General features: G+C 68.1%; 22 protein-coding genes and 1 tRNA gene. 15 read left to right on the forward strand and 8 right to left on the reverse strand.

Features of this window, described 5'->3' with window-relative positions; translation table 11 throughout:
- Window positions 1-2: 2 nt before the first annotated feature.
- From FFF93_RS06360 to FFF93_RS06380, 5 genes are all read left to right on the forward strand, one after another.
- The gene (locus FFF93_RS06360; RefSeq protein WP_138769667.1) at window positions 3-1112 is read left to right on the forward strand and encodes a prephenate dehydrogenase; all 1110 of its coding nucleotides are present in this window, start codon (window positions 3-5) and stop codon (window positions 1110-1112) included.
- The gene (cmk, locus tag FFF93_RS06365) at window positions 1112-1855 is read left to right on the forward strand and encodes a (d)CMP kinase (RefSeq protein ID WP_138769666.1); all 744 of its coding nucleotides are present in this window, start codon (window positions 1112-1114) and stop codon (window positions 1853-1855) included. Before FFF93_RS06360 ends, cmk begins: the two co-directional genes overlap by 1 nt.
- A gap of 49 nt (window positions 1856-1904) precedes the next feature.
- Entirely contained in the window at window positions 1905-2603 is a 699-nt protein-coding gene (locus FFF93_RS06370; RefSeq protein ID WP_138770504.1) for a 1-acyl-sn-glycerol-3-phosphate acyltransferase, read from the forward strand.
- Window positions 2600-4150: a ribosome biogenesis GTPase Der gene (gene der, locus FFF93_RS06375; protein WP_138769665.1), complete on the forward strand. Its 1551-nt coding sequence runs from the start codon at window positions 2600-2602 to the stop codon at window positions 4148-4150. Before FFF93_RS06370 ends, der begins: the two co-directional genes overlap by 4 nt.
- Window positions 4151-4316: 166 nt before the next feature.
- Window positions 4317-4393, forward strand: a tRNA-Pro gene (locus FFF93_RS06380).
- A gap of 93 nt (window positions 4394-4486) precedes the next feature.
- Here the strand turns inward: FFF93_RS06380 and FFF93_RS06385 are convergent.
- Entirely contained in the window at window positions 4487-5356 is an 870-nt protein-coding gene (locus FFF93_RS06385; protein WP_138769664.1) for an Fpg/Nei family DNA glycosylase, read from the reverse strand.
- Between the two features lie 153 nt (window positions 5357-5509).
- Here FFF93_RS06385 and gcvH point away from each other — a divergent pair, with 153 nt between their 5' ends.
- The 5 genes from gcvH (at window position 5510) to FFF93_RS06410 (ending at window position 8553) form a co-directional block, all read left to right on the forward strand.
- Complete coding sequence (gene gcvH, locus FFF93_RS06390) at window positions 5510-5896, forward strand: glycine cleavage system protein GcvH (RefSeq protein WP_138769663.1); 387 nt, start codon at window positions 5510-5512, stop codon at window positions 5894-5896.
- A 143-nt stretch (window positions 5897-6039) separates the two neighbouring features.
- Window positions 6040-6513, forward strand: a complete 474-nt coding sequence (locus tag FFF93_RS06395; protein ID WP_138769662.1) for an FHA domain-containing protein — start codon at window positions 6040-6042, stop codon at window positions 6511-6513.
- Window positions 6514-6536: 23 nt separating this feature from the next.
- A complete protein-coding gene (locus FFF93_RS06400) occupies window positions 6537-7253 on the forward strand; it encodes a MerR family transcriptional regulator (RefSeq protein WP_138769661.1) in 717 nt (238 codons plus the stop codon).
- Window positions 7253-7756 carry a bifunctional nuclease family protein gene (locus FFF93_RS06405; protein ID WP_138769660.1) on the forward strand — a complete coding sequence of 168 codons (504 nt, stop codon included), beginning with the start codon at window positions 7253-7255 and terminating at the stop codon, window positions 7754-7756. Before FFF93_RS06400 ends, FFF93_RS06405 begins: the two co-directional genes overlap by 1 nt.
- A 200-nt stretch (window positions 7757-7956) precedes the next feature.
- Window positions 7957-8553 carry a MerR family transcriptional regulator gene (locus FFF93_RS06410; protein WP_028275903.1) on the forward strand — a complete coding sequence of 199 codons (597 nt, stop codon included), beginning with the start codon at window positions 7957-7959 and terminating at the stop codon, window positions 8551-8553.
- Between the two features lie 137 nt (window positions 8554-8690).
- On the opposite strand, the gene FFF93_RS06415 is transcribed toward FFF93_RS06410, so the two are convergent.
- Window positions 8691-9557, reverse strand: a complete 867-nt coding sequence (locus FFF93_RS06415) for a ParA family protein (protein ID WP_138769659.1) — start codon at window positions 9555-9557, stop codon at window positions 8691-8693.
- A 316-nt stretch (window positions 9558-9873) separates the two neighbouring features.
- On the opposite strand from FFF93_RS06415, the gene FFF93_RS06420 reads away from it, so the two are divergent.
- Window positions 9874-13269, forward strand: coding sequence for a pyruvate carboxylase (locus FFF93_RS06420; RefSeq protein ID WP_138769658.1), 3396 nt, complete (start codon window positions 9874-9876; stop codon window positions 13267-13269).
- Window positions 13270-13363: 94 nt separating this feature from the next.
- On the opposite strand, the gene FFF93_RS06425 is transcribed toward FFF93_RS06420, so the two are convergent.
- Window positions 13364-15181, reverse strand: coding sequence for a long-chain fatty acid--CoA ligase (locus FFF93_RS06425; RefSeq protein WP_138769657.1), 1818 nt, complete (start codon window positions 15179-15181; stop codon window positions 13364-13366).
- Between the two features lie 187 nt (window positions 15182-15368).
- Between FFF93_RS06425 and FFF93_RS06430 the strand changes: the two genes are divergently transcribed.
- A complete protein-coding gene (locus FFF93_RS06430) occupies window positions 15369-16469 on the forward strand; it encodes an ROK family glucokinase (RefSeq protein WP_138769656.1) in 1101 nt (366 codons plus the stop codon).
- Between the two features lie 44 nt (window positions 16470-16513).
- On the opposite strand, the gene FFF93_RS06435 is transcribed toward FFF93_RS06430, so the two are convergent.
- The 3 genes from FFF93_RS06435 to FFF93_RS06445 are packed head-to-tail and all read right to left on the reverse strand — an operon-like array spanning window position 16514 to window position 18694.
- Window positions 16514-17056 carry a hypothetical protein gene (locus FFF93_RS06435; RefSeq protein ID WP_138769655.1) on the reverse strand — a complete coding sequence of 181 codons (543 nt, stop codon included), beginning with the start codon at window positions 17054-17056 and terminating at the stop codon, window positions 16514-16516.
- Window positions 17049-17852 carry a carboxylesterase gene (locus FFF93_RS06440; RefSeq protein ID WP_138769654.1) on the reverse strand — a complete coding sequence of 268 codons (804 nt, stop codon included), beginning with the start codon at window positions 17850-17852 and terminating at the stop codon, window positions 17049-17051. The genes FFF93_RS06435 and FFF93_RS06440 overlap by 8 nt, the downstream gene beginning before the upstream one ends.
- Window positions 17849-18694, reverse strand: a complete 846-nt coding sequence (locus FFF93_RS06445) for a carboxylesterase (protein ID WP_138769653.1) — start codon at window positions 18692-18694, stop codon at window positions 17849-17851. Before FFF93_RS06445 ends, FFF93_RS06440 begins: the two co-directional genes overlap by 4 nt.
- A gap of 111 nt (window positions 18695-18805) precedes the next feature.
- Between FFF93_RS06445 and FFF93_RS06450 the strand changes: the two genes are divergently transcribed.
- Window positions 18806-19546 carry a 1-acyl-sn-glycerol-3-phosphate acyltransferase gene (locus FFF93_RS06450; RefSeq protein ID WP_138769652.1) on the forward strand — a complete coding sequence of 247 codons (741 nt, stop codon included), beginning with the start codon at window positions 18806-18808 and terminating at the stop codon, window positions 19544-19546.
- 65 nt (window positions 19547-19611) lie between these two features.
- The gene (locus tag FFF93_RS06455; protein WP_395858424.1) at window positions 19612-21045 is read left to right on the forward strand and encodes a class II 3-deoxy-7-phosphoheptulonate synthase; all 1434 of its coding nucleotides are present in this window, start codon (window positions 19612-19614) and stop codon (window positions 21043-21045) included.
- A 61-nt stretch (window positions 21046-21106) separates the two neighbouring features.
- On the opposite strand, the gene FFF93_RS06460 is transcribed toward FFF93_RS06455, so the two are convergent.
- The gene (locus tag FFF93_RS06460) at window positions 21107-23242 is read right to left on the reverse strand and encodes a protein kinase domain-containing protein (protein WP_138769651.1); all 2136 of its coding nucleotides are present in this window, start codon (window positions 23240-23242) and stop codon (window positions 21107-21109) included.
- A gap of 100 nt (window positions 23243-23342) precedes the next feature.
- A complete protein-coding gene (locus FFF93_RS06465; protein WP_138769650.1) occupies window positions 23343-24719 on the reverse strand; it encodes a lytic transglycosylase domain-containing protein in 1377 nt (458 codons plus the stop codon).
- Window positions 24720-25021: 302 nt separating this feature from the next.
- Here FFF93_RS06465 and FFF93_RS06470 point away from each other — a divergent pair, with 302 nt between their 5' ends.
- The gene (locus FFF93_RS06470) at window positions 25022-25375 is read left to right on the forward strand and encodes an Rv2175c family DNA-binding protein (protein ID WP_138769649.1); all 354 of its coding nucleotides are present in this window, start codon (window positions 25022-25024) and stop codon (window positions 25373-25375) included.
- Window positions 25376-25379 lie beyond the last annotated feature (4 nt).

Consider the following 25379-nt stretch of genomic DNA (forward strand, 5'->3'; position numbering starts at 1 on the left):
GCATGTCCGCATTTCGCACCCACGGCCGCGGCCACCTGAACGGGCCGGTCGTGGTCGTGGGGACCGGGCTGCTGGGCACCAGCATCGGGCTGGGCCTCCGCGGCCGGGGAGTGGCCGTGTTCCTCTCCGACCCTTCGCCGACCAATCAGGCCGTCGCCGTCGACATCGGCGCCGGCCTGCCTTTGGCGCGCCTTGAGGACGAAGCGCCGGAGCTCGTTGTGGTCGCCGCGCCGCCGGACGTGACCGCCGACGTCGTCGCCAAGGCCCTCGCGGACTACCCGCAGGCCGTGGTGGTCGACATCGCCAGCGTCAAGGCGTCCATCCTGGCAGAGCTGCGCGCCCGCGGCGCGGACCTGGGCCGCTACGTCGGCACGCACCCGATGGCCGGCCGGGAGAAGTCCGGCCCGGTGGCCGCCCGCGGCGAACTGTTCACCTCCATGCCCTGGGTGCTCTGCCCCTCGGCTGAAACGCGGCCCGAGGCACTGCAGGCGGCCCGCGCGCTGGCCGGCGACCTAGGCGCCGTCGTCTCCGAATTCGGCGCCGAGGAACACGACGAAGCCGTCGCGTTGGTCTCGCACCTGCCCCAGGTCATGTCCTCGCTGGTGGCCAGCAGGCTGCAGGGCACCCCGCTGCACGCCCTTTCGCTGGCCGGCAACGGCCTGCGCGACGTGACCAGGATCGCCGCGAGCGACCCCACGCTGTGGGTGCAGATCCTCGGCGCCAACGCGGCCCAGATCGTGGAGATCCTCTACGGCGTCCGCGACGACCTGAAGCGTCTGATCGGAACCCTCGAGGATCCGACGGCGCCGGGCGCCCGGCTGGACCTTGCCCAGCTGATCAGCGAAGGCAACGCTGGCCAGGCCCGGATCCCGGGCAAGCACGGCGGACCGCCGCAGGCCTACTCCTGGCTGACCGTGCTGGTGGACGACACGCCCGGCCAGATCGCGAAGCTCCTGACGGAGATTGGCGAAATCGGCGTCAACCTCGAGGACCTCCGACTGGACCACTCCTCGGGACAGAATGTCGGCATGGTGGAAATCTCCGTGCTGCCTAACAAGCACGAGCTGCTCATCGAAGCCCTCAACGACCGTGGATGGCGGGTACTCCAGTAATGACCCAGGAACTCATTGAAACGGTGGACGTCGTCCGCCCCGGCAAGAGCCTCGTCGTCGCAATCGACGGCCCCTCCGGCTCCGGCAAATCGAGCGTCAGCAAAGAGGTGGCACGCCGGCTACGGCTGGCCTACCTCGACACCGGCGCCATGTACCGGGCCCTGACCTGGTTCTGCCTCGACAACGGCACGAACCTGGCCGACGGCGAAGCCATTGAAGCCGCCGCCGAGGGACTCCAGCTCGAGATCAGCACCAGCCCGCAGGAAGAATATGTCCGGGTCGCAGGGACCGACATCACCGACGCCATTCGCGAACCGGCCATTTCCGCCGCGGTCAGCGCCATCGCCACCACGCTTGGCGCGCGGACCGAACTGATCCGCCGGCAGCGCGAGCTGATCGAAAAGCACCACCGCCGCATGGTGGTCGAGGGACGGGACATCACCACCGTCGTCGCACCCCACGCCGAGGTACGCATGCTGCTCACCGCCAACGAGGAGGCACGCCTCCGCCGCCGCGGCATCCAGCTCGGCGGCAGCCAGAGCGCCGAACAGCTCGCGGCGCAGGTCACGGCCCGTGACGCGAAGGACTCCACCGTGGTGAACTTCACCCAGGCCGCCGACGGCGTGGTCACCCTCGACTCCTCGGACCTGGACTTCGCCCAGACCGTCGATGCGGCCCTTGGGATCGTGCACAAGGTTCTCAACCACACGGTCATCAACCACACGGCCATCAACCGTGACTGAGCGCCCAGCCGGGGCGGAGCACCCCGGCCGCTGGTTCCTCGACGGGACCATGGCATGGAGCCGGCCGGTCGGCTGGATCCTGGACCATCTGGTCTACCGGACCACCGTCAGGGGCCGTTCCAACGTGCCGGACGCCGGCCCGGTCATTTTTGCCGGAAACCACATCAGTTTCCTGGACGGCCCGGTGATGTTCGGGGCCGCGCCGCGGCCGATGCACATTTTCGTCAAGAAGGAGATGTTCCGGGGCTTCCCGGGCCTGGTGCTGAAAGCCTCCGGCCAGTTGGCGGTCGACCGGTCGGGTGACCGGACGGCGCTGCAGCGGGCCAAGAGCGTCCTCGACGCCGGACGGTGCGTCGGGATCCTTCCCGAGGGTACCCGGGGGAACGGGGAAGCCGCGGCGATCAACAACGGGGTGGCCTGGCTTGCGCTGAACTCAGCCGCCACCGTGATCCCGGTCGCGATCCTGGGCACCAGGATCGGCGGCGAGCACCTCAACGCGGTTCCCCGGCCCGGCCGCCGGCTGCATGTCAGCTTCGGCGGCGCCCTCAATCTCAGCCGCAAGCCCGGGGAGACCGGGCGTGCTTCAATGGACAGGGTGGGTACCGAGATCCGCGCCGCCCTCGCACGGCACGTCCAAGACACCATTCAGTGCAGCGGGCAGAGCCTGCCCGACGCGGATTCCCCGCAAGAACGCCAGACAGCAGTAGCCGGGACGCCGGCAGATCACCACCTAAGGAAAGTGCAATGAGCGATACGACTCAAACCCCCGGCCACTTCGGCGCCGGCGAAGACGAATACACGCCCACCGGCACGGACCAGGTGGCGGAGAATCTTGCCGCCCTGGACGACGAGGAAGCCGAACTCCGCGCGGCCTCGCTCCGCGCCGGCCTGGATGACTACGAGCTGGACGAGGAAGACACCGCCCTGCTGAGCGGCCGCTACGAGGACGAGGACTTCGATGGCCCGGTCAAGCTTGACCCGGTCCTGGCCATCATCGGCCGCCCTAACGTCGGCAAGTCCACCCTGGTCAACCGCATCCTGGGCCGCCGCGAAGCCGTGGTCGAGGACACCCCCGGTGTCACCCGTGACCGAGTGATGTACTCGGCGAACTGGAACGGCCGGAACTTCACGGTCGTCGACACCGGCGGCTGGGAGCACGACGCCCGCGGCATCCACGCCCGCGTGGCCGAGCAGGCCGAGATGGCCGTGGAGCTCGCCGACGCCGTGCTGTTCGTGGTGGACTCCGCCGTCGGCGCGACCGCCACAGATGAGGGCGTCATGAAGATGCTGCGCAAATCCAAGAAGCCGGTCATCATGGTGGCCAACAAGGTCGACGACTTCGCCCAGGAAGCCGACTCGGCCGCGCTCTGGGGCCTCGGCTTCGGCGAGCCCTACCCGGTTTCAGCGCTGCACGGCCGCGGCGTCGCCGACCTGCTTGACCACGTGATGGACACGCTCCCGGAGTTCTCCACCATCGAAGGCCTCGAGCGCAGCGGCGGCCCCCGCCGCATCGCCCTGATCGGCCGGCCGAACGTCGGCAAGTCCTCGCTGCTGAACAAGCTTGCAGGCTCCGAACGCGTCGTCGTCGACAACACTGCCGGCACCACCCGCGACCCTGTCGATGAGTTCATCGAGCTCGGCGGCCGCACCTGGCGCTTCGTGGACACGGCAGGCATCCGCCGCCGCCAGCACATGGCCCAGGGCGCGGACTTCTACGCCTCGCTGCGCACCCAGAGCGCGCTCGAAAAGGCCGAGGTCGCCGTCGTGCTCCTCGCCGTGGACGAGGTGCTCAGCGAGCAGGACGTCCGCATCCTGCAGCTGGCGATCGAATCCGGCCGCGCGCTGGTGCTGGCGTTCAACAAATGGGACCTGCTCGACGACGAACGCCGCACCTACCTGGAACGGGAAATCGAGCAGGACCTCGCCCACGTGGCGTGGGCCCCGCGCGTGAACATCTCGGCCAAGACCGGCTGGCACAAGGACCGGCTGGTCCCGGCCCTGGACACCGCGCTGGAAAGCTGGGACAAGCGCATCCCCACCGGACGCCTGAACGCGTTCCTCGGCGAACTGGTGGCGGCACACCCGCACCCGGTCCGCGGCGGCAAGCAGCCCCGCATCCTCTTCGGCACCCAGGCCTCGAGCCGGCCGCCGAAGTTCGTACTCTTCACCACCGGCTTCCTGGATCCCGGCTACCGCCGCTTCATCACCCGCCGGCTCCGCGAAACCTTCGGCTTCGAGGGCACGCCGATCGAGGTCAACATGCGGGTCCGGGAAAAGCGCGGCAAGAAGCGCTAGTTCCGAACGCGCCCGTTGCGGGAAAAAGTTCCCGTGACACAAGTGAAAGTGTCACGGGCACCCTCCGGAATCGTGTAAGCTTTTGGAGGTGGTTCGGCCGGACTGCTCAGATGAATTCCTTTGGATTTCCAAAAGAAGCATCGGGAGCGGAGAACGGCGGAACCAGCGGGCTGTAGCGCAGCTTGGTAGCGCACTTGACTGGGGGTCAAGGGGTCGCAGGTTCAAATCCTGTCAGCCCGACCAACAGAAAGTACCCCGCCATTCCGGCAACGGAATGGCGGGGTTTTCTGTTTCCCGGCACACGTCGGTTCGGGCACCGCCTGCTTCAGGGAGCACCTACTTTAAAAAGCGCGACGTCCGCCGGTCCGCCAGGATCTTCCCCTTAGTCTGGCAGCCAGGGCAGTACTGCAGCGCGGTGTCCGCAAAGGAAACCTCGCGCACGGTGTCACCGCAGACCGGGCACGCCTCACCGGTCCGGCCATGCACCCGCATGTGGCTCCGTTTCGTGTCCTTGAGCTCGCTGGGCGGCTTCCCGGCGGCTTCCGCCAGCGCCGTGCCAAGGATGTCGTGGATGGCGTCGTAGAGGCGTCCCACCGCCGCCCGGTCGAGGGAACTGGCAAGGGCGAACGGGGATGTCTTTGCCGCGTGCAGGATCTCGTCGCTGTACGCGTTGCCGATGCCGGCGATGATGCCCTGGCTGCGCAGCACACCCTTGATCTGCTGGGAGTTGGCCGCCAGGATCGCGGCCAGCGCATCGACGTCGAACCCGGGGCTGAACGGGTCCGGGCCAAGGGCTGCGACCCCGGGGACGTCTGCGGGTTCGCGGACCGCGTACATCGCCAGGCTCTTCTTCGTGCCGGCCTCGGTCAGGTCCAGGTCGAGCGGGCCGTCCCCGCTCGAAAACGACAGCCGCGCCGCGATGTGGCCGCCACCCATTTTCAACACGGCGCCGGTGGGGGAATCGGTAAAGCGGACCCAGCCTGCCCGGGCCAGGTGGAAGACCAGATGCAGCCCGTCGGCGTCGAGATCCACGAACTTGCCGTGCCGGCGCACGCCCGTCACGGTCCTGCCCTCCAGGGCCGAGACGGGAGGATCCGCCGTCTTGAGCACGGCGAACGAGACGAGCTGGATCTTGGCCAGGACGGTTCCGCGCAGGCGGGCGTCCAGGAAGTCCGCCAGGGCCGCCACTTCCGGTAGCTCAGGCATGGGCAAATCCGTCCGGAACGGGTGCAGGTGCTGCCATGGCCCCATCATGTCAGAGTCCTCCCGGGCGCAGGGCGGATATGCCTATACTTTCAGCGGCGGCCCGATCGATCGGCCGCCGTCGACCTTGGTGATTGACCCGACGAAAGGCCCGTCATGAGCATCATTCCCGAAGAACTGTCCTACACCGCCGAACACGAATGGGTTTCCGCGCCGAATGCCGACGGCGTCGTGCGCGTGGGGATCACGGATTTTGCCCAGGACGCCCTCGGGGACGTCGTCTACGCGCAGATGCCGGAGGTCGGCACCGATATCAAGGCCAACGACGTCGTCGGGGAAGTCGAGTCCACCAAGAGTGTCAGCGACATTTACGCCCCCGTGAGCGGCGAAGTCGTGGCCCGCAACGAGGCGCTGGACACCGATTCGGCCCTGATCAATTCGGATCCGTACGGCGAGGGCTGGCTGATCGAAATCAAGCTTGCGGAGGCTGACGCCGTGGAGTCGCTGCTGAGTGCATCGGAGTACGAACAGCAGGTAGGCTAATGGGAAGATCTCCGGGCCGTGTTACTGGACACACTTAGTGGACGCAGTGGCCGGCCGGGGGATTGACTACCGGATCTGCCAGGCTTTTCCGGACGCATGCGTTGTTTGCAGGGGGGACACCTGCAACGAATGAGGAGGACTCAATGGTTGGGCACGGACAGAACGACACCGGTGAATACGGCACGGGTGGAGTGAAAGCCTCGGAGACCACGTCGATCCATCTCACTCCCGTGCGCGATGAGCCCACCATTACCCCCAAGGTCTCGAACGAGGAACGTTCGGCGATCGAGTCGCTGCCCGCCGGTTCCGCCCTGCTGGTGGCCCACAGCGGCCCCAACTCCGGTGCCCGCTTCCTGCTCGACTCGGACGTCACGACGGCGGGCCGCCACCCTGACGCCGACATCTTCCTCGACGACGTGACGGTTTCGCGCCGGCACGTCGAATTCCGCCGCACGGCGCGCAGCTTCGAGGTGGTGGACACCGGGAGCCTGAACGGCACCTACGTCAACCACGACCGTGTTGACAGCGTGGAGCTGAAGTCAGGTAACGAGGTGCAGATCGGCAAGTTCCGACTCACTTTCTACCTCAGCCCTGCCCGTACCGCAGGCAACGTCTGATATCGGGGTAATTGCCGGTGGCCATGGCACAAGCCGAACGGCGCGGACCCCAGGTCCTGAACATCGGGGAGGTCCTGGCTCAACTGAGCGACGACTTCCCCTCCATGACCGCGTCGAAAATCAGGTTCCTTGAAGAAAAGGGCCTCATCAATCCGCAGCGGACCCCCGCCGGCTACCGGCAGTATTCCGAAGGGGACGTCGAACGGCTGCGCTTTGTGTTGTCGCTGCAGCGGGACCAGTACCTGCCGCTGAAGGTGATCAAGGACTATCTCGACGCGATCGACCGCGGCGAACGGCCGGAGAACCTGCCGCCGGGCGTAACGGTTTCGCCGCGGATCGTTTCCGACGAACTCGCCTCCGAGCTGAACAACCGGGTACGACTGCTCAGCGAAGAACAGCTCCGCACCGAGTCCGGGGCCAGCGTCCCGCTGCTCGAGTCGCTGTTGAGCTTCGGCCTGATCGGGCACGTCAACGGCAAGTTTGACGACCACGCCCTGCAGGTCGCCCGCGCCTGCGTTCAGCTGGAAAGCCACGGCCTCGAGCCCCGGCACCTGCGGCCGTTCCAGGCCGCAGCCGACCGCGAGTTCGGGCTGGTCGAACGCGCGGTAGCCACGCTGACATCCCGCAAGGACGCCGCCTCGCAGGCCCGCGCCGCTGAGGCCGCGCGGGAAATCAGCGAACTCTGCCTCTCACTGCACCGCGCCCTGGTGCAGGACCGCATCTCGAGGATGGACAGCTGATGATTGAGGTGGAAATTGTAGGCGTGCGGATCGAACTGCCGTCCAACCAGCCGCTGGTCCTGCTCAAGGAGATTCACGGTGAGCGCCACGTTCCAATCTGGATCGGCACCCCGGAAGCCAGCGCGATTGCACTGGCGCAGCAGGGCGTGGTCCCGCCGCGGCCGATGACGCATGACCTGCTCGTGGACGTCGTCGAGGCGCTGGGCCACTCGATCGTCAGCGTGAACATCGTGGCAGTCGAGGACAACATCTTCTACGGCCAGCTGCAGTTCGAAGACGGCACCACCGTCAGCTCGCGGGCCTCGGACGCCCTCGCCCTTGGCCTGCGCGCGAAGTGCCGGATCTGGTGCGCGGACGCCGTGATGGAGGAAGCCGGTGTGCGGATCACCGAGCACGACGACGGCGAGGAAGCCCAGCCCGGTCCCGCCGTCGACGAGGAGGGGGAGCTGCGCCGCTTCCGGGAGTTCCTGGACGACGTCGAACCCGAGGACTTCGCCGGCTGAAACGGCTTAAAGCTTAAAGTCGAGGTCGAAAGTTTCGACACGCCCCGGCAATAGTCCCAGCGTCTTTGACCTTGGCCTCCGGCAGGCCTAACGTCAGAGGTACAAGTTCCCATTGCATACGACAGCCGCGCAAGTCACACTGGAAATCGGCGCGCTGTTGCTGCAAGTTCCCGCGGGAACTCATGACAAGGAGGATCCACGTGAGTCCGAAAGGCGAAGCAGGCGAGCTCAAGCAGGCCTCGACGGCAGGCGTTGCTGTGCCCGCGAGCGGTGCCCAGGGCCTGCTCTTCACCGAGGATCTTCCTGTTCTGGACGAGGACGCGGGGTACCGCGGACCGACGGCCTGCAAAGCGGCCGGCATCACCTACCGCCAGCTGGACTACTGGGCCCGCACCGGACTCGTCGAGCCCGCGGTGCGCGGCGCCGCAGGCTCCGGCTCACAGCGGCTCTACGGCTTCCGCGACATTTTGGTCCTCAAAGTCGTCAAACGGCTCCTCGACACCGGCGTTTCGCTGCAGCAGATCCGCACCGCCGTCGAACACCTCCGGGAGCGCGGGGTCGAGGACCTCGCCCAAATCACGCTCATGAGCGACGGCGCCAGCGTTTACGAATGCACCTCGGCGGATGAAGTCATCGACCTGGTCCAGGGCGGACAGGGTGTCTTCGGCATCGCCGTCGGCCGCGTCTGGCGTGAAGTGGAAGGCAGCCTAGCGGCCCTTCCGAGCGAACACGCAGCGGACCAGTCGTTCCCCGACGACGAACTCAGCAAGCGACGCGCGGCCCGCAAGATCGGCTAGCGCAACCCCTAACGCCTCAGCAAAGAGCAACGCGGGGTCACTTCGCGCCCATCCTGAACCTCAGGATCGGCGGGAAGTGACCCCGCGTTGTTGTGTTTGGGAAGTTTCCCCGGGTCCGGGCGGCCGGCCCAGTCACGCTAGCGCTGGCTGCGGCTCCGGACCCTGACCGAGGACGCCGCGTCGCCGTTGGCGCCGCCGCCGTGCATCAGGTTGGCGAGCAGGGAGTCGAACAAGGCGGCGGCGGTCTTGGCCGATTCGCCGGGCCAGTGGTGGACTGGATGGGCCGCGCCCTGGATCTGCTGCCAGTTGGCTTGTTCCGGGATGTGCGGGCTCAGCAGCAGCTCGCCAAACATCGACTCCATCTCGGCCAGGCGGAAGCTGTGCTCCGAGGAGCCGGTCCGCACCCGGTTGGCCACGATGCCGGCGGGGGAGAGCCCCGGCGCGAATTCCTGCCGGAACAGCTGGATGGCGCGCATGGTGCGCTCGGTGCCCGCCACGGAGAACAGGCCGGGCTCAGCGACCAGGGTGACCTTGTCGCTGGCCGTCCAGGCCATCCGGGTCAGCCCGTTGAGCGAGGGCGGGCAGTCGATCAGGACCAGCTCGTAGTCCCCGGCGCCCGCGAGCACGGCGGAGAGCCGGCGCAGGTCGCGGCGGCCAAGGTCCGGTCGGTCGTAGATCCCGGTGTAGGCGGAGCCGAAGGCAACGTCCAGGACAGGCACGCTGCTGCGGGAGGAACCGTTGCGGGACGAACCGTTGGCGTGCTCGATCCAGCCGCTGGGAACCACGTTGTCCGCGAGACGTGCCCGGCGCGGGGATTTGAGCATCCGGCCGATGTCCAGCTGTTCGTCGGGCCGGACGCCGAGGGCGGTACTGGCATCCGCGTGCGGGTCGAGATCGACGACGAGGGTGGGGATGCCGGCTGCGAGTGCTGCCGACGCCAGTCCGGTTGTCACGGATGTCTTGCCGACCCCGCCTTTGAGGCTGCTGATGCTGACTACTTGCACTTGAAAAACCAATACCTAACGCCGGTTGCCGAGACTGGGTCATGCCGGCCCGTGCGTTCCTTCGGACCGGGGCGAGCATGCGCCACCCACCACCTCATCATATGTTGACCGGCAGGCGAATCCCGTCTCATCTGGCCCGGCGGCCGCCCGGACAACTCGGATTCGCGCGGGAACCCCCGGAACCACGGCGATCTGCCTTCTTCGGCCGAAATGACGCATAATCTTGTGATGGGCGCCACAATGATTTGTGTTTGCGCACACCAGTCTTAGAAACTGTGACGACTTACCGAACCGCCCGCGATGATGCAGGAGAAGTATGTTTTCCAAGATTCTGGTGGCTAACCGCGGCGAAATTGCCATCCGCGCCTTCCGTGCCAGCTACGAGCTGGGTGCCAAGACCGTTGCGGTGTTTCCCACCGAGGACCGTAACTCGATCCACCGCCAGAAGGCGGATGAGGCGTACCTGATCGGCGAGGAGGGCCATCCGGTCCGGGCATACCTCGACGTCGATGAGGTGGTCCGTGTCGCGAAGGAGGCGGGCGCGGACGCGATCTACCCCGGCTACGGCTTCCTCTCGGAAAACCCCAACCTGGCCCGCGCCGCCGCGGCCGCCGGCATCACCTTCGTCGGGCCCCCTGCAGAGGTCCTCGAACTGGCCGGGAACAAGGTCGCGGCACTCGAGGCCGCGCGTAAGGCCGGCGTCCCGGTGCTCAAGTCCAGCGCCCCGTCCAAGGACGTGGACGAACTTATCGCCGCGGCGGACGAAATCGGGTTCCCGATCTTCGCCAAGGCCGTCGCTGGCGGCGGCGGACGCGGCATGCGCCGGGTCGACACCCGGGAGGCCCTGCCCGAGGCCCTGCAGGCCGCGATGCGCGAGGCTGACGCCGCCTTCGGTGACCCCACCATGTTCCTGGAACAGGCGGTGCTGCGGCCGCGGCACATCGAGGTACAGATCCTCGCGGACGCCGAGGGCAACGTCATGCACCTCTTCGAGCGCGACTGCTCCATCCAGCGCCGCCATCAGAAGGTGATCGAAATTGCGCCCGCGCCCAACCTCGACGAAGGCATCCGGCAGGCCCTCTACCGGGACGCCGTGAAATTCGCCAAGGCCCTGAACTATGTCAATGCCGGCACCGTGGAGTTCCTGGTCGACACCGTGGGCGAGCGGGCTGGCCAGCACGTCTTCATCGAGATGAACCCCCGCATCCAGGTCGAGCACACCGTTACCGAGGAAGTCACGGACGTCGACCTCGTCCAGGCCCAGCTGCGCATCGCCTCCGGGGAGACCCTTGCGGACCTTGGCCTCTCGCAGGAAACCGTCAAACTCAACGGCGCCGCGCTGCAGTCCCGCATCACCACCGAGGACCCGGCCAACGGCTTCCGGCCGGACGTCGGAAAGATCACCGGCTACCGTTCGGCGGGCGGCGCGGGCGTCCGGCTCGACGGCGGCACCGTGTACTCCGGCGCCGAGATCAGCCCGCACTTCGACTCGATGCTGGTCAAGCTGACCTGCCGCGGCCGCGACTACCCGACCGCTGTCGCCCGGGCCCGGCGCGCCCTCGCCGAGTTCCGGATCCGCGGCGTCTCCACCAACATCTCCTTCCTGCAGGCCGTCCTGGACGATCCGGACTTCGTCGCCGGGGACGTGGCCACCTCGTTCATCGACGAGCGCCCCGAACTCCTCAAGGCCCGCGTCTCCGCGGACCGGGGTACCAAACTGCTGACCTGGCTCGCCGAAGTTACCGTCAACAAGCCCAACGGCGAGCTCACGGTCCACACCGACCCGGCGGACAAGCTGCCCGCCCTGGCGGACGGCGAGGCCCCCGCGGGGTCACGCCAGCGGCTCCTCGAGCTCGGCCCGGAGGGCTTCGCCCGGGCACTGCGCGAGCAGAACGCCGTCGCCGTCACCGACACCACCTTCCGCGACGCCCACCAGTCCCTGCTCGCCACCCGCGTCCGCACCCGCGACCTGGCGGCGGCCGGACCGGCCGTATCCCGGATGCTTCCGGAACTGCTGTCCGTCGAGGCCTGGGGCGGCGCGACCTATGACGTCGCCTTGCGCTTCCTGGGGGAGGACCCCTGGGACCGCCTGGCAGCGCTGCGCAAGGTGCTGCCGAACATCTGCCTGCAGATGCTGCTCCGCGGCCGCAACACCGTCGGCTACACCCCGTACCCGGAAGAGGTGACGGTGGCGTTCGTGAACGAGGCCGCCGCTGCGGGCATCGATATCTTCCGCATCTTCGACGCCCTCAACGACGTCAACCAGATGGCCCCCGCGATCCGCGCCGTGCGCGAGACCGGGACCGCCGTCGCCGAGGTGGCGCTCTGCTACACGGCGGACATGCTCGACCCGGACGAGAAGCTGTACACGCTCGACTACTACCTGGAGCTGGCGCAGAAGATCGTCGATGCCGGCGCGCACATCCTCGCGATCAAGGACATGGCCGGGCTGCTGCGACCGGCGGCCGCCGCCCGCCTCGTCACGGCCCTGCGGGAGAAGTTCGACCTCCCGGTCCACCTGCACACCCACGACACCGCGGGAGGCCAGCTGGCCACCCTGCTCGCGGCCGTGGACGCCGGGGTGGACGCCGTGGACGTTGCATCGGCGTCGCTGGCCGGCACCACGAGCCAGCCGTCCGCCTCCGCGCTGGTCGCGGCGCTGGCCCACACCCCGCGTGACACCGGCCTGAGCCTGGCCAATGTGTGCGCCCTGGAACCCTATTGGGAGGCCGTGCGCCGCGTCTACGCCCCCTTCGAGTCGGGACTGCCGGGCCCCACCGGCCGCGTCTACCAGCACGAGATCCCCGGCGGCCAGCTATCCAACCTGCGCCAGCAGGCCATCGCGCTGGGACTCGGTGAGCGCTTTGAGGCGATCGAGGACATGTACACCGCGGCGGACCGCATCCTGGGCCGGCTCGTGAAGGTCACCCCGTCGTCCAAGGTGGTGGGCGACCTCGCCCTGCACCTGGTGGGGCTCAACGCCGACCCGGCGGACTTCAACGAGAACCCGCAAAAGTATGACGTCCCGGACTCCGTGATCGGCTTCCTCTCCGGGGAACTCGGCGACCCGCCCGGCGGCTGGCCCGAGCCGTTCCGGACCAAGGCCCTCCAGGGCCGCAGCGTCAAGGTCCGCGACGTCGAGCTGAGCGCCGAGGACAGCGCGGCGCTCAAGGGCGATTCCAAGACGGTCCAGCAGACGCTCAACCGGCTGCTCTTCGCCGGCCCCACCAAGGACTACCAGAAGAGCGTCGAGGCGTACGGCAACCTCTCGGTGTTGGACACCCGCGACTACCTCTTCGGGCTGCAGCGCGGGGCGGAACACGAGATTGAGCTCGAGAAGGGCGTGCGCCTGATCGCGTCGCTGGAGGCCGTCTCCGAGCCGGACGAGAAGGGCATGCGCACCGTGATGTGCACGCTGAACGGACAGTCCCGGCCCGTGGTGGTCCGCGACCGTTCCGTGGTCAGCAACGTCAAGGCGGCCGAACGGGCCGACGCCTCGCAGCCGGGCCAGGTCGCTGCGCCGTTCGCCGGTGCGGTCACCCTGACGGTCAAGGCCGGGGACACGGTCAAGGCCGGGGACACCGTCGCGACCATCGAGGCCATGAAGATGGAAGCCTCCATCACGACGCCGGTAGCCGGCACCGTCGCACGCCTCGCCGTCGGCGCCGTCGAACAAGTCCAGGGCGGCGACCTGCTGCTGGTCGTGGAGTAGCGGGACCCCCGACCCGGGGGCAACACCAAAAAGGGCTCCCCCTGCCGTGAAGCACGGCCGGGGGAGCCCTTTTGGTGTTGCTGGCGGCGAAAGCCTAAACGTTGGCGCGCTTCGCGGAGTACATCTCTTCGATCACATTGTCGAAGTCCTTCATCACCTGGGCGCGCTTGACCTTCATGGACGGGGTGAGGTGCCCGGAGGCTTCGGTGAAATCGGACGGCACAATCCGGAAGGACTTGATCGCCTCCGCCTGCGACACGGACTGGTTGGCCCGGTTGATCAGTTCCTGGACCGCCGCCTTTACGGCGGGGCTCTCCGCGGCCTCGACCACCGACGTCGACGCCGGCAGGCCGTGGCGCTGCAGCCAACCCGGGAGGGCCTCTTCATCGAGGGTCACCAGGGCGCCGATGAAGGGACGGTTGTCTCCGACCACGAGCACCTGCGAGACGAGCGCGTCGGCGCGGATCTGGTCCTCAAGCAACGCCGGCACCACGTTCTTGCCGCCGGCGGTGACGATGATCTCCTTCTTCCGGCCGGTGATGGTCAGGAAGCCCTCCTCATCGAGCTGCCCGATGTCGCCGGTGCGGAACCAGCCGTCCACAAAGGTCTCGGCCGTGAGGTCATCGCGGTTGAAGTAGCCGCGCATCACGCAGACGCCCTTGGCGAGGATTTCGCCGTCGTCGGCGATCTTGACGGCGTTGCCGGGAATCGGTGCGCCGACCGTGCCGATCTTGATCAGCGACGGGGTGTTAACGGTAATCGGGGCGGTCGTTTCGGTCAGGCCGTAGCCTTCGAGGATCTGCAGCCCGATGCCCTGGAAGAAGTGGCCGAGCCGCGCCCCGAGGGGACCGCCGCCGGACACCGCGTGCGCCACCTGGCCACCCATGGCGGCGCGGAGCTTTCCATAGACGAGCCTGTCGAACAGCGCGTGCTTGAGCTTGAGGCCCAGGCCCACCTTGCCGTCCTGCCGGGCCCGCGAGTAGGCGATGGCGGTTTCCGCGGCGCGGTGGAAGATGGCGCCTTTGCCGCCGTCCTCGGCCTTGGTCAGGGCGGAGTTGTAGACCTTTTCGAAGACCCGCGGCACCGCGAGGATGAAGGTCGGCCGGTAGCTCTGCAGGTCCGGCAGCAGGTTCTTGATGTCGGGGGTGTGCGCGACGGTCACGCCGGCCGCCACCGCGAGCACCGAGATGAACCTGGCAAAGACGTGCGCCAGGGGCAGGAACATGATGGTCCGGGCGTGCTCGTGGACGGTCTGGCCCAGCGAGGTGGCGAGCACGTTGTCCGACAGTTCCACGAAGTTGCCGTGGGTCAGTTCGCAGCCTTTGGGACGCCCGGTGGTGCCGGAGGTGTAGATGATCGTGGCGAGGTCCGAGAGCCCGGCCTGGCGGCGCCGCTGCTCGAGCTCCTCGTCGCTGATCCCGGTGCCGGCGGAGCGGAGCTCGTCGAGTGCGTCGCCTTCGAGCTGCCACACGTGCCGCAGCGCGGTCAGCCCCTCCGACGTGGCGGCCTGACGGATGATGTCTTCGTGGTGGGCCGACTCGCCGAAGGCGGCGACGGCGCCCGAGTCGCCGAGGTTCCAGGCCACCTGGGACGGGGAGGAAGTCTCATAGATCGGGACCGAGACGGCTCCGGCGAACCAGATCGCGAAGTCGATGAGGGCCCATTCGTAGCGGGTGCGGGACATGATGCCGACGCGGTCGCCGGCCGCCACGCCGCTGGCCATCAGGCCCTTGGCGAGCAGGGACACATCGGCCAGGAAATCGGTTGCCCGGATGTCCTGCCACTGCCCGGCGGCGTCGAGCCGGGAGAACAGGGCCGGGTTCGATGCCTTGGCGGCCTGGCGCAGCACCAGGTCTGTGATGTTCGTTTCCGGGGGGACGGTGACCAGGGGCGGGACACTGATTTCTCGCACGATAGCTCCTTTGATATCCATAGACCCGCTAGGGGGTACGACTAACAGTAGTATGTGGCCACCGCGGGGTGTGTTCCACTTCACCTACTGGCGAGTAACTTTACGGTGAAGCCGGTTGGTGGCGCCACTTGCGGCAGGGGCCGGATGCCCCGCCGCATAGGTGCGGGCGGGCCTAGAATGGGGAACGATGCATACTCCAACACCCGGTCCGGAGCCCCGCTCGCAGCCCGGTCCGCAGCCCAGGACGGCCGCCTGGCGCCGCGGCACACCGGGCCGTCCCGGTTCCGGCCGGGCCAGCCGCCTGCGCGAACACCTGCGCCTTGGCCGCAAGGGGCTGGCGATTGGCGTGGACATCGGCGGCACCAAAGTCGCGGCCGGAGTGGTCGACGCCGAAGGGCGCATCCTTCGCGAGGCCAGGCGGTCGACGCCGGGCAACGACCCGCGAGCCGTCGAACAGGTGATCGTCGAACTCGTCGAGGAGCTGGGCCGCGGGCACCGCATCTGGTCTGTCGGCATCGGGGCGGCCGGCTGGATGGACCTCGACGGCGCCACGGTGCTGTTCAGCCCCCATCTTGCCTGGCGCAATGAGCCACTCCGGGACAACCTGCAGCGGCTGCTGCGCCGGCCTGTGCTGCTGACCAACGACGCCGACGCCGCCGGCTGGGCGGAGTGGCGCTTCGGTGCGGGGCGCGGCGAGAGCCGGCTGGTCTGCATCACCCTGGGCACCGGGATCGGCGGCGCTATGGTGATGGACGGACGGCTGGAACGGGGCCGCTTCGGCGTTGCCGGCGAATTCGGCCACCAGATCATCATGCCAGGTGGCCACCGCTGTGAGTGCGGCAACCGCGGCTGCTGGGAACAGTATGCCTCCGGCAACGCGCTCGGACGCGAGGCCAGGGAACTTGCCAGTGCCAACTCACCGGTGGCCCAGGAACTTCTGAAGGCAGTCGACGGGCGTGCCGACCTGATCACCGGCGTGATCGTCACCGAACTCGCCAAGGCCGGCAACGCCACCGCCAGGGAACTCCTGGAGGACGTAGGGGAGTGGCTTGGCCTGGGACTGGCGAACCTGGCCGCGGCCCTGGACCCGGGTACCTTCGTCATCGGCGGCGGCCTGTGCGATGCCGGTGAACTGCTTGTGGCCCCGGCGCGGAAGGCCTTCGCCCGCAACCTGACCGGCCGCGGCTTCCGTCCGGCGGCCGGGATTGAGCTGGCCGCTCTCGGCCCCAATGCCGGCCTGATCGGCGCCGCGGACCTCTCCCGGGTCAGCAGCCGCATGCACAGCTAGCCAACCACAGCCGGCTACGCCGCAGCCATCCGGTCCACAACCGGCTAAACCCTGGCTCCGTCGTCGTGCTCGTCTTTTTCGTGCGGCAGTTTCATTATCAGGAACACCACCGACGCCGCGAACGCAACCACCATGCCGACGACGGCCAGCAGGGGTGCGGAGCGCCAGAAGATGGCGGACAGGAGCAGGGCGATCGGACCGCCGACAGCGCCCAGCCATGCCAGCACCGTCATCGGGTCGGCCGCAGCCAGGCTGGGCGGTTCCTCCGGGACGAACGCGCCTTCGTCGTCGTCCGCCTCGTAGTCCCGGGGGCCGGCCACGGCGTCCCGGTCGCCGTCGTCGTCCACGCCGGTGTCCGGGGCCGGCCGGGTCCCGGCCGGGGGACCTGGCGGCGGCGGGGCCGACAGGCCCAGCGGGTCAAAGTCGCGGAACGTCCGCGCGGCGGCGCTCCCGCCGCCGGGCCCGGCGGCGGGACCCGAATCGGTGCCCTCCAGCCTGGCCACCAGGTCACGCCAGACGGCGTCGTCCTGGTTGGCGCTGGAGTCCGGGGAATCCGGGTCGGGGGAGCCGGGGTCGGATTTAGTCATCTGCCGTTTCTTTCTGGCTGGCGCCGGCTGCGCCCGGGGTGTGCCCTTCCACAACCGACCGGATGAATTCGGCCGTGCCGCTGAAGATCCGGGGCGCGTCGTTGTCCATGGTAGCCACGTGGTAGCTGTTTTCCAGCCGGATGACCTCCAGCGGGGCGTTGGTCAGGCCGCGGCGCAGGGCCGCCAGACTGGTGTCGGAGACGACGTGGTCCACGGTGGAGCGGTAAACCCGGACCGGGGCGGTGATCCTCGGCAGCAGCCGCAGGGTGTCTTTGAACATCTTGTTCAGCTCATGGGCCGCCGCAACCGGGGTCCGCGGGTAGGCGCCTTCATCCACCCCGGCCTTGAGGATATCGTTGGCGATCGCCGGGGTGCTCTTGAGTACGAACCTCAGGATGCCCGCCAGCGGGGCCCGCGGATCGTCGATGACCAGGCCCGGGTTCACCAGCACCGCACCCGCCACCGGGCGGGTGGCCGCAAGCCGAAGGGCCAGTGCGCCGCCCATGGACAGGCCCGCCACCACGACGTGGTCGCATTCGGCTGCCAGCTCCAGGTAGGCGGCGTCGAGGCCCGCATGCCAGTCCTGCCAGCGTGTCCGGGCCAGTTCCTGCCAGCTGGTGCCGTGGCCCGGCAGCAGCGGCATCCGCACGGCGTAGCCGGCCGCGGCCAGGGACTCGGCCCACGCCCGCACGCCGTGCGGACTGCCGGTGAAACCATGGGAGACAACAACGCCGGTCCGCGGACCCGATCCGGTGAACGGGCTGCTGAACGGTGAGTGGTCGGGGGCTGTGCTCATGCGGGCTCCGTGTTTCTTGACTGCTCTGGGTTTCTTGACAGCTCTGGGCCGGCGGGGACGGTGGAGTGGACGGTGTGCGGCGCCGCGTGGCTGGCAAAGAAGCGGGCGGACTGGTCAAAGATCAGCGGCGCGTCGACGTCGAGCGTGGCAACGTGGCCGCTGCCCGGGAGCGGCACCACGGCCAGCTCCCGCGATCCGAGCCGTTCGCGGAGCAGCGCCAGCGACGTCGGCGGGACCACCGCGTCGGTGTCGGATTTGAAGACCAGGACGGGAGCGCCGACGGCGGGCAGCTCCCGCAAGGTGGCGGTAAACAGTTTGCGCAGCTGATGGACGGCCTTCAGCGGGGTCAGGGCGTAATCCCCGTCCTGGGTGGGCGCCGCCGTGGACTCCGTCTCCTGAACCGGGACGGTGGTGCGCTGCAGGTGCTTGAGGACCCCGATGTAGCGCACCCGGCGGTCGTAGAAGCTGAATCCGGGATTGACGACCGCGGCGCCGGCCACGGGGTGCCGCGCCGCGGTCCGCAGCGCGATAGTCCCGCCCATGGACAGGCCGGCGACGAAGCAGGCGTCCGTTCGGGCCGCGAGGTCGAGGTACGCGGCGTCGAAGGCGCTGTACCAGTCCTGCCAGCGGTGCCGGGCCAGGTCCCGCCAGTCGGTGCCGTGTCCGGGGAGCAGCGGGACGGATACGGCGTGGCCCAGGGCCGCCAGATGTTCGGCCCAGGGCAGGACGCTCAGGGGGCTTCCCGTGAAGCCGTGGCAGATGGCCACGCCGATGCCCGCGTTGGCGCCGTGGCCCGGGTAGCTGAAAGCGGCAGGCGCCATCGGAGTGCTGCTTTCGCTCATGTGCCCATCGTGTCACTGTTCGCGACAAAACTCACTAGAGTAGGGTGTCATTGAAGTCCTGGCCGGGCCCGAAGAAGGGCCGGCCAGACGCCTGCCGGAGAGGTTCACCACGTGTTTTATTGGTTCATGAAGACCTTCGTCCTTGGGCCGGTCCTGAAAACGCTGTTCCGGCCGTGGGTCAAGGGTATGGACAATGTTCCGGCCGAGGGCGCGGCGATCCTGGCTTCCAACCATCTCTCCTTCTCCGACTCGATTTTTATGCCGCTCATGGTGCCCCGGCCGGTGGTGTTCCTGGCTAAATCGGAGTACTTCACGGGCAAGGGAATCAAAGGCAAACTCACCGCGGCCTTCTTCCGCCTGACCAACCAGTTGCCGATGGACCGGTCCGGCGGGGCTGCGTCCGCCCGCTCGCTTGACGCCGGAATGGACGTGCTGAAGAACGGCTCGCTCCTGGGCATTTACCCCGAGGGCACCCGCAGCCCTGACGCCCGCCTGTACCGCGGCAAGGTCGGCGTGGCGCGGCTCGCCCTGCAGGCCAGGGTCCCGGTGATCCCGGTCGCGATGATCGGCACGGACAAAGTCCAGCCGATCGGCAAGCGGATGCCCAACATCCGGCGCATCGGGATGATCTTCGGCGAACCGCTGGACTTCAGCCGCTACTACGGCATGGAGGATGACCGGCTGATCCAGCGCTCCGTGACCGACGAGATCATGTACGAGCTGATGCGGCTCTCCGGCCAGGAGTACGTCGACGAGTACGCCGCCGTGGTCAAGCTGCGGCTCGCCGGAAAGGCCACCGAGGTGCCGGAGGCCGGCGCCGGCCAGGGTCCGGAGACTCCCGGAACTGTGTGACGGAACGCCGGCGGTCAATGACGGCGGGCGCCCCTGTTCCGCGCGGGGGCAACTATCCTTAGAGGGTGACTGAGCTATCTGCGCCTTCGACGTCCCCCAAAAATTCCTCGCTGAACAATCCCTCGCTGGCGGGCACCGCCCTCGCCAGCACGGCCCAGAGCGGTGCCGCCAACTATCCCGGTCTCGACCACTGGCGGGAACTCCCCGCCTCGCAGCAGCCCAGCTGGTCCGATCCGGCGGTCTTTGAGGCCTCGGTGAAGGAACTCTCGGTGCTGCCGCCGCTGGTTTTCGCCGGCGAAGTGGACATCCTGCGCGAGCGGCTCGCCGCGGCGGCGCAGGGCAAGGCGTTCCTGCTCCAGGGCGGGGACTGCGCGGAGACCTTCGAAGCCGCCACGGCGGACAAGATCAGCGCCCGGGTCAAGACCATCCTGCAGATGGCCGTTGTGCTCACCTACGGCGCGGCCATGCCCGTGATCAAGATGGGACGCATGGCGGGCCAGTTCGCCAAGCCGCGTTCCTCCAACGATGAAACGCGCGACGGCGTGACGCTGCCGGCCTACCGCGGCGACATCGTCAACGGCTACGACTTCACCCCGGAGTCGCGCGCCCACGACGCCAGCCGGATGCTCAAGGCGTACCACACCTCGGCGTCGACCCTGAACCTGATCCGCGCGTTCACGCAGGGCGGCTTCGCGGACCTGCGGCTGGTGCACCAGTGGAACAAGGGCTTTACGGAGAACCCGGCGCACGCGCGTTACGAGTCGCTGGCACGGGACATCGACCGGGCCATCAAGTTCATGGCCTCCTGCGGAGCGGACTTCGAGGCGCTCAAGCGGGTGGAGTTCTATGCCAGCCACGAGGCCCTGCTGCTGGACTACGAGCGCGCCCTGACCCGCATCGACTCGCGCACCGGCCTGCCGTACGACACCTCCGCGCACTTCCTCTGGATCGGGGAGCGCACCCGCGAGCTGGACCACGCGCACGTCGACTTCCTCTCCCGCGTCCGGAACCCGATCGGCGTGAAGCTTGGCCCGTCCACCAGCGGCGACGACGCGCTCCGGCTGATCGACAAGCTGGACCCGAACCGCGAGCCTGGCCGCCTGACCTTCATCACCCGGATGGGTGCCGGCAACATCCGGGAGAAGCTGCCCTCCATTGTTGAGCGGGTTACTGGCTCCGGCGCCCAGGTCCTCTGGGTCACCGACCCGATGCACGGCAACACGGTGACCTCACCCAACGGCTACAAGACCCGCAACTTCGACGACGTCATCGACGAAGTGCGCGGCTTCTTCGAAGTGCACCACGGCCTGGGCACCGTCCCGGGCGGCCTGCACGTGGAGATGACCGGCGACGACGTGGCCGAATGCCTCGGCGGCGCCGACCCGATCGACCAGGACGCTTTCCTGGACCGTTACGAGTCAGTCTGCGATCCGCGCCTGAACCACATGCAGTCCCTCGAGATGGCGTTCCTGGTGGCGGGGGCCCTCTCCAAGCGCTAGGCGGCGCCAGGGCATCGGCCACGGCTCGGGTTACCGGGCCAGTCGGCCGATGCCGCGGGGCTCAGGTCACGGTGATGGTGATGAGCGACCCTTCCGGCTGCCGTCCGGTCTTGTCCTGGCCGGCCACGAGGCCCAGCACGGAGGAGCCGAAGGCGTAGCTGACCTTCACCTCGAAGCCGGCGTCCTTGAGGGCCTTGACCGCCTCCGCTTCGGGCTTGCGGAACACGTCCGGGACCTGGACGAACTTCGGCCCCTTCGAGATGGTCAGGGTCACTGTTCCGCCCTTGGTGAGGTTGCCAGTGGCCGGGTCCTGGCCGGCGACTTTCCCCTTGGCCACTGCGCGGTCGAAGACGGGTTCCGGGGCGACGACGGCCTTGAGGCCTGCTGCTTCGAGGGCCTTGACCGCGGCGTCCTGGTCCTTGCCGCGCACATCCGGCACCGGGATCGGCTGCGGGCCCTTGGAGACCGTCAGCGCCACCGGTGTCCCGTGCTTGGCTGCGGTGCCCTTCGGCGGGGTCTGGGACAGGACGGTACCGGCCGCCGCCGCGTCGTCATAGCTTTCCGTGACGGGCCCCAGGGCCATTCCGGCGCCGTTGAGGGCCGACTTCGCATCGTCGAGCGACTTGCCCGTCAGTTCCGGCAGGGGGAACAGCTCTGGGCCCTTGGACACGGCGAGCGAGACGGACTCAAACTTCCGGACCACCTGCCCGGCGCTCGGCTCCGAACCCACCACCAGTCCGGGCGAGACGTCGTCGTCGAAGACATCGCGGGTGGTGGACTGGAATCCGGCGGTGCGGAGCAGTTGCTGCGCCTCGGCCACGGTTTTGTTGGCCAGCTGCGGGATAGTGCCGGGAGACCCCGGGCCCATGCCGAAGAACCAGCCGGCCCCGGCCGCGAGCAACGCCAGCACAACCAGCACCAGGATCCAGACCAGGCCGCGGCGTCGCGGGTTGCCCGGACGCAGGCTGCGGCTGGGCGTTGCCGCCGCGCGCTGCCGGGCTTTCTCCTCGTCGCGGTCCTGTTTCCGCAGGGCGCGCTTGCTGGCCGGGACCGGCATGCCAATCGGTTCGTCCGCCGAGGCGCTGAAGCCGTGCTCGTCCGGGGCGGAGAGCGGGCCGTACGCGCCGGGCCGAGGGGTGCCGGAGAGGACAGTCGTCGGATGATGGCTGTCCCGGCTGATGACTTCGGTGGGCCGCTGGATACCGCCGAGCAGTTCGGTGTGGGCCTCCCCGGACGCGCCGGGCTGCGTTCCGGGCCGTGCGCCGGCCACGCCTGCAATGGAGCCCGCAGCCGCTCCCGCCGGAGTGCCGGAGTTGGGCAGCGCCGCGGGAGGCCGCAAGTCAAGCTCGGCGTCGCTGAGGTTGGTCCGGATGTGGCGCAGTTCGGATAGCAGGGCGTTGCCATCCACCGGGCGCTGCTCGGGGTCGTTGGCGGTGCACCACTGCACCAACTCGTCGAGTTCGCCAGCCAGGCCAGGAACCAGCTCCGAGGGTGCGCCCACGGTGGAGTTTACGTGCTGGTAGGCGACCTGGATGGGGACGTCGCCGTCGAACGGCTGCCGTCCGGTGATCATCTCGTACAGCATGATGCCCAAGGAGTAGATGTCGCTGCGGGCGTCGGCCTGCCGGCCCATCACGAGCTCGGGGGAGAGGTAGGCAACGGTCCCGATCAGTGCCCCGGTGCTGGTGGTCGTGGTGATGGCCCGTGCCAGCCCGAAGTCGCCGATCTTGATCCGGCCGTCGTCGGCGATCAGCACGTTCTCCGGCTTGACATCCCGGTGGATGAGGCCGGCGGCGTGGGCCGCTCCGAGGCCTTCGACGACCGGGTCGATCAGGGCCAGAGCCAGCCGCGGCGTGAGCGCGCCCTTGTCCTTGATCACGTCGCGCAGGGTGTGGCCCTTGATGTACTCCATCACCAGGTAGGCGAGCGGGCCGTCCTCGCCCTGGTCCAACACGCCCACCACGTGCGGGTGTGAGAGCCGGGCGGCGGCCTTGGCTTCGCGGCCCAGCCGGTCCAGGAACTGCGGATCTCCGGCCATATGCGGATGCAGGACCTTGAGCGCGACATCCCGCTCCAGCCGGCGGTCCGTGGCGAGGTAAACCGTGGACATCCCGCCGCGGGCCAGCTTGGAACGGATCAGGTACCGGTTGTCCACCAGGGTCCCGACAAGAGCGTCCGATGTGTATTCCTGCACCATTTGATCCTAAGCTCTGCACGGAAACGGGTCCGGATTGACATGCAATCCGGACCCGTATCGTTACGCGACGGAGGGCTCAGCCCCGCGCGATGCTGGCGGTTTAGCTGAACTGCTTCTGCAGCTTCTTGATCGAGGCCACGTAGGCCTTCGTGTCGTCGTACATACCGTACTTGCTCACCGAATACTGTCCCTGGTAGTAGCCCGCGATCGCGTTGTCCAGGTCCTTGCTGGTGCGGACCAGCTGGCGGATGATGGCGACGCCGGCCGTGGCGTTGTCGTACGGGTCCAGCAGGTTCAGCTTCCGGCCTACCAGGTCCGAGGCCCACTGGCCCGAGGAGGGAATCACCTGCATGGTGCCGATGGCGTTGGCGGGGGAGACCGAGCGGTGGTCGAAGCTGGACTCCTGGAAGGCGAAGGCCAGTGCCAGGGAGGGATCCACGCCCATCCGTCGCGCGGTGTCCGCCACGATCTGCTTCATCTGCTCGCGGCTGGGAACCGGCGAAGCGTTGAGCAGCGCCTTGTTCTGGTTGGCCGAGTCGACGACGGCCGCCGGGTAGCTGAAGCCCAGGAACGTGCTGGGCACGAGCGGGGTCACGGTGGCCGGAGGCTGGCTCGAGGACGGGTTGAGGAAGCCGGTGCTGGAGTCTTGGATGACCAGTTTGTTGCCGGGGTAGATAACGCTGCTCATGGTCAGGCGGTTCGCCGACAGGATGTCGGAGAGCTTGACGCCGTGCCGGGCTGCGATGCCGGAGAGGGTGTCGCCCGCCTTGATGGTGTAGGACGCCGAGCTGGCCGGGGCAGGTGCAGCCGGGGCGGGAGCCGGCGCGGGTGCCGGGGCAGGAGCGGACGGTGCCGAGGCAGCGCCGATCTTGATCTGCTGGCCCGGGTGGATCACGGAGCGCATGTTGAGGCCGTTCCAGTTGAAGACCTCTGAAAGCTGGACGCCGTGCCGGGCGGCGATGGCGCTCAGGGTGTCGCCGGACTTTACGGTGTAGACCTTGCCGCCGGCCGGTGCCGGAGCGGCGGGGGCGGGAGCAGCTGGAGCCGTCGCGGAGCCGGTCAGCTTGATCTTCTGGCCGGGGTAGATCACGGTGTTGGCCTGAAGGTTGTTCAGCTTGAGGATCGCGTAGGTGTCCAGACCGAACTTGCCGGCGATCGCGCTGATTGTGTCGCCGCGGGCGATGGTGTATTCGGCGGGCGCGGAGACCTGTGCGGGGCGGAACGCGGTGGGAATGGTAACCGGGACTGAAGCCGCAGGAATCAGCAGCGAGGGCAGCGAGGTGGCGGCCAGCCCTTGGGCCTGGGCCTTCATGGCCGCCGCAAGCGTCGCCGGGATCGCGCGGGGGCGCGGTTCGGCCGCAGCGGGCTGGGCGATCGCCAACGACGACAGCACGACGGCGGGCAGGGCCGCTGTCGTCGCCGCGATCAGCGGGAGGCCTGGCCTCGTGTTGGGCTTCGGCGAACGTGACGTCGTCATGGGAAAAATCCTCTTCTCAGCGGCGAACGCTGCAGGTCAGGCCGGTGTTACTGGTGTTACCAGTGTGACTAAAGATACTGCAGTTACAAATGTGATCTATGTGAATCTCTCATGAATTGCGAAATAGCACAAGAACTGTTTGACATTCCGCAAACCCGGGATTCGGGAGTGTCGCCACCGGTGGCTTGAAGGTGGCCAGGAAGCCGCCCCCGCGGCGGCCCGCGGGCGGTTGTATTAAGAGGTCGCACTATTCGATCGTGGCTGACTAGGCGCAATCCGGTCCGGCATGGCAATCTTGATCCGTGAGTACTGTAGAAAGCCTTGTAGGCGAATGGCTGCCCCTGCCCGACGTAGCAAAGCTGCTGGACGTCTCCATTACCAAGGTTCATGCCTTGCTGGACGAGCGTGCTCTCGCAGCCGTGCGGATCGGCGACCGGCGGATCCGTTCCGTGCCGGCGGCGTTCATCCAGGACGGTCACGCCGTGGAGAGCCTGAAGGGTACGATCGTTGTGCTTTCGGACGCCGGCTATTCGGACGAGGAACTCATCACCTGGCTCTTTACCCCGGACGACTCCCTGCGCGGACGGCCGATCGACGCGCTCCGCGAGGGGCGCAAGACCGAGATCCGGCGCCGGGCCCAGACCATGGCCTGGTAACAGC

Origin of the sequence: Arthrobacter sp. KBS0702 (assembly GCF_005937985.2) — a bacterium.
Classification (GTDB): domain Bacteria; phylum Actinomycetota; class Actinomycetes; order Actinomycetales; family Micrococcaceae; genus Arthrobacter.

Coding starts and splice junctions, on each gene's coding strand:
- FFF93_RS06360 (WP_138769667.1), top strand. CDS start 3: ATGTCCGCATTTCGCACCCACGGCCGCGGCCACCTGAACGGGCCGGTC.
- cmk (WP_138769666.1), top strand. CDS start 1,112: ATGACCCAGGAACTCATTGAAACGGTGGACGTCGTCCGCCCCGGCAAG.
- FFF93_RS06370 (WP_138770504.1), top strand. CDS start 1,905: ATGGCATGGAGCCGGCCGGTCGGCTGGATCCTGGACCATCTGGTCTAC.
- der (WP_138769665.1), top strand. CDS start 2,600: ATGAGCGATACGACTCAAACCCCCGGCCACTTCGGCGCCGGCGAAGAC.
- FFF93_RS06385 (WP_138769664.1), bottom strand. CDS start 5,356: ATGCCTGAGCTACCGGAAGTGGCGGCCCTGGCGGACTTCCTGGACGCC.
- gcvH (WP_138769663.1), top strand. CDS start 5,510: ATGAGCATCATTCCCGAAGAACTGTCCTACACCGCCGAACACGAATGG.
- FFF93_RS06395 (WP_138769662.1), top strand. CDS start 6,040: ATGGTTGGGCACGGACAGAACGACACCGGTGAATACGGCACGGGTGGA.
- FFF93_RS06400 (WP_138769661.1), top strand. CDS start 6,537: ATGGCACAAGCCGAACGGCGCGGACCCCAGGTCCTGAACATCGGGGAG.
- FFF93_RS06405 (WP_138769660.1), top strand. CDS start 7,253: ATGATTGAGGTGGAAATTGTAGGCGTGCGGATCGAACTGCCGTCCAAC.
- FFF93_RS06420 (WP_138769658.1), top strand. CDS start 9,874: ATGTTTTCCAAGATTCTGGTGGCTAACCGCGGCGAAATTGCCATCCGC.
- FFF93_RS06430 (WP_138769656.1), top strand. CDS start 15,369: ATGCATACTCCAACACCCGGTCCGGAGCCCCGCTCGCAGCCCGGTCCG.
- FFF93_RS06435 (WP_138769655.1), bottom strand. CDS start 17,056: ATGACTAAATCCGACCCCGGCTCCCCCGACCCGGATTCCCCGGACTCC.
- FFF93_RS06440 (WP_138769654.1), bottom strand. CDS start 17,852: ATGAGCACAGCCCCCGACCACTCACCGTTCAGCAGCCCGTTCACCGGA.
- FFF93_RS06445 (WP_138769653.1), bottom strand. CDS start 18,694: ATGAGCGAAAGCAGCACTCCGATGGCGCCTGCCGCTTTCAGCTACCCG.
- FFF93_RS06460 (WP_138769651.1), bottom strand. CDS start 23,242: ATGGTGCAGGAATACACATCGGACGCTCTTGTCGGGACCCTGGTGGAC.
- FFF93_RS06465 (WP_138769650.1), bottom strand. CDS start 24,719: ATGACGACGTCACGTTCGCCGAAGCCCAACACGAGGCCAGGCCTCCCG.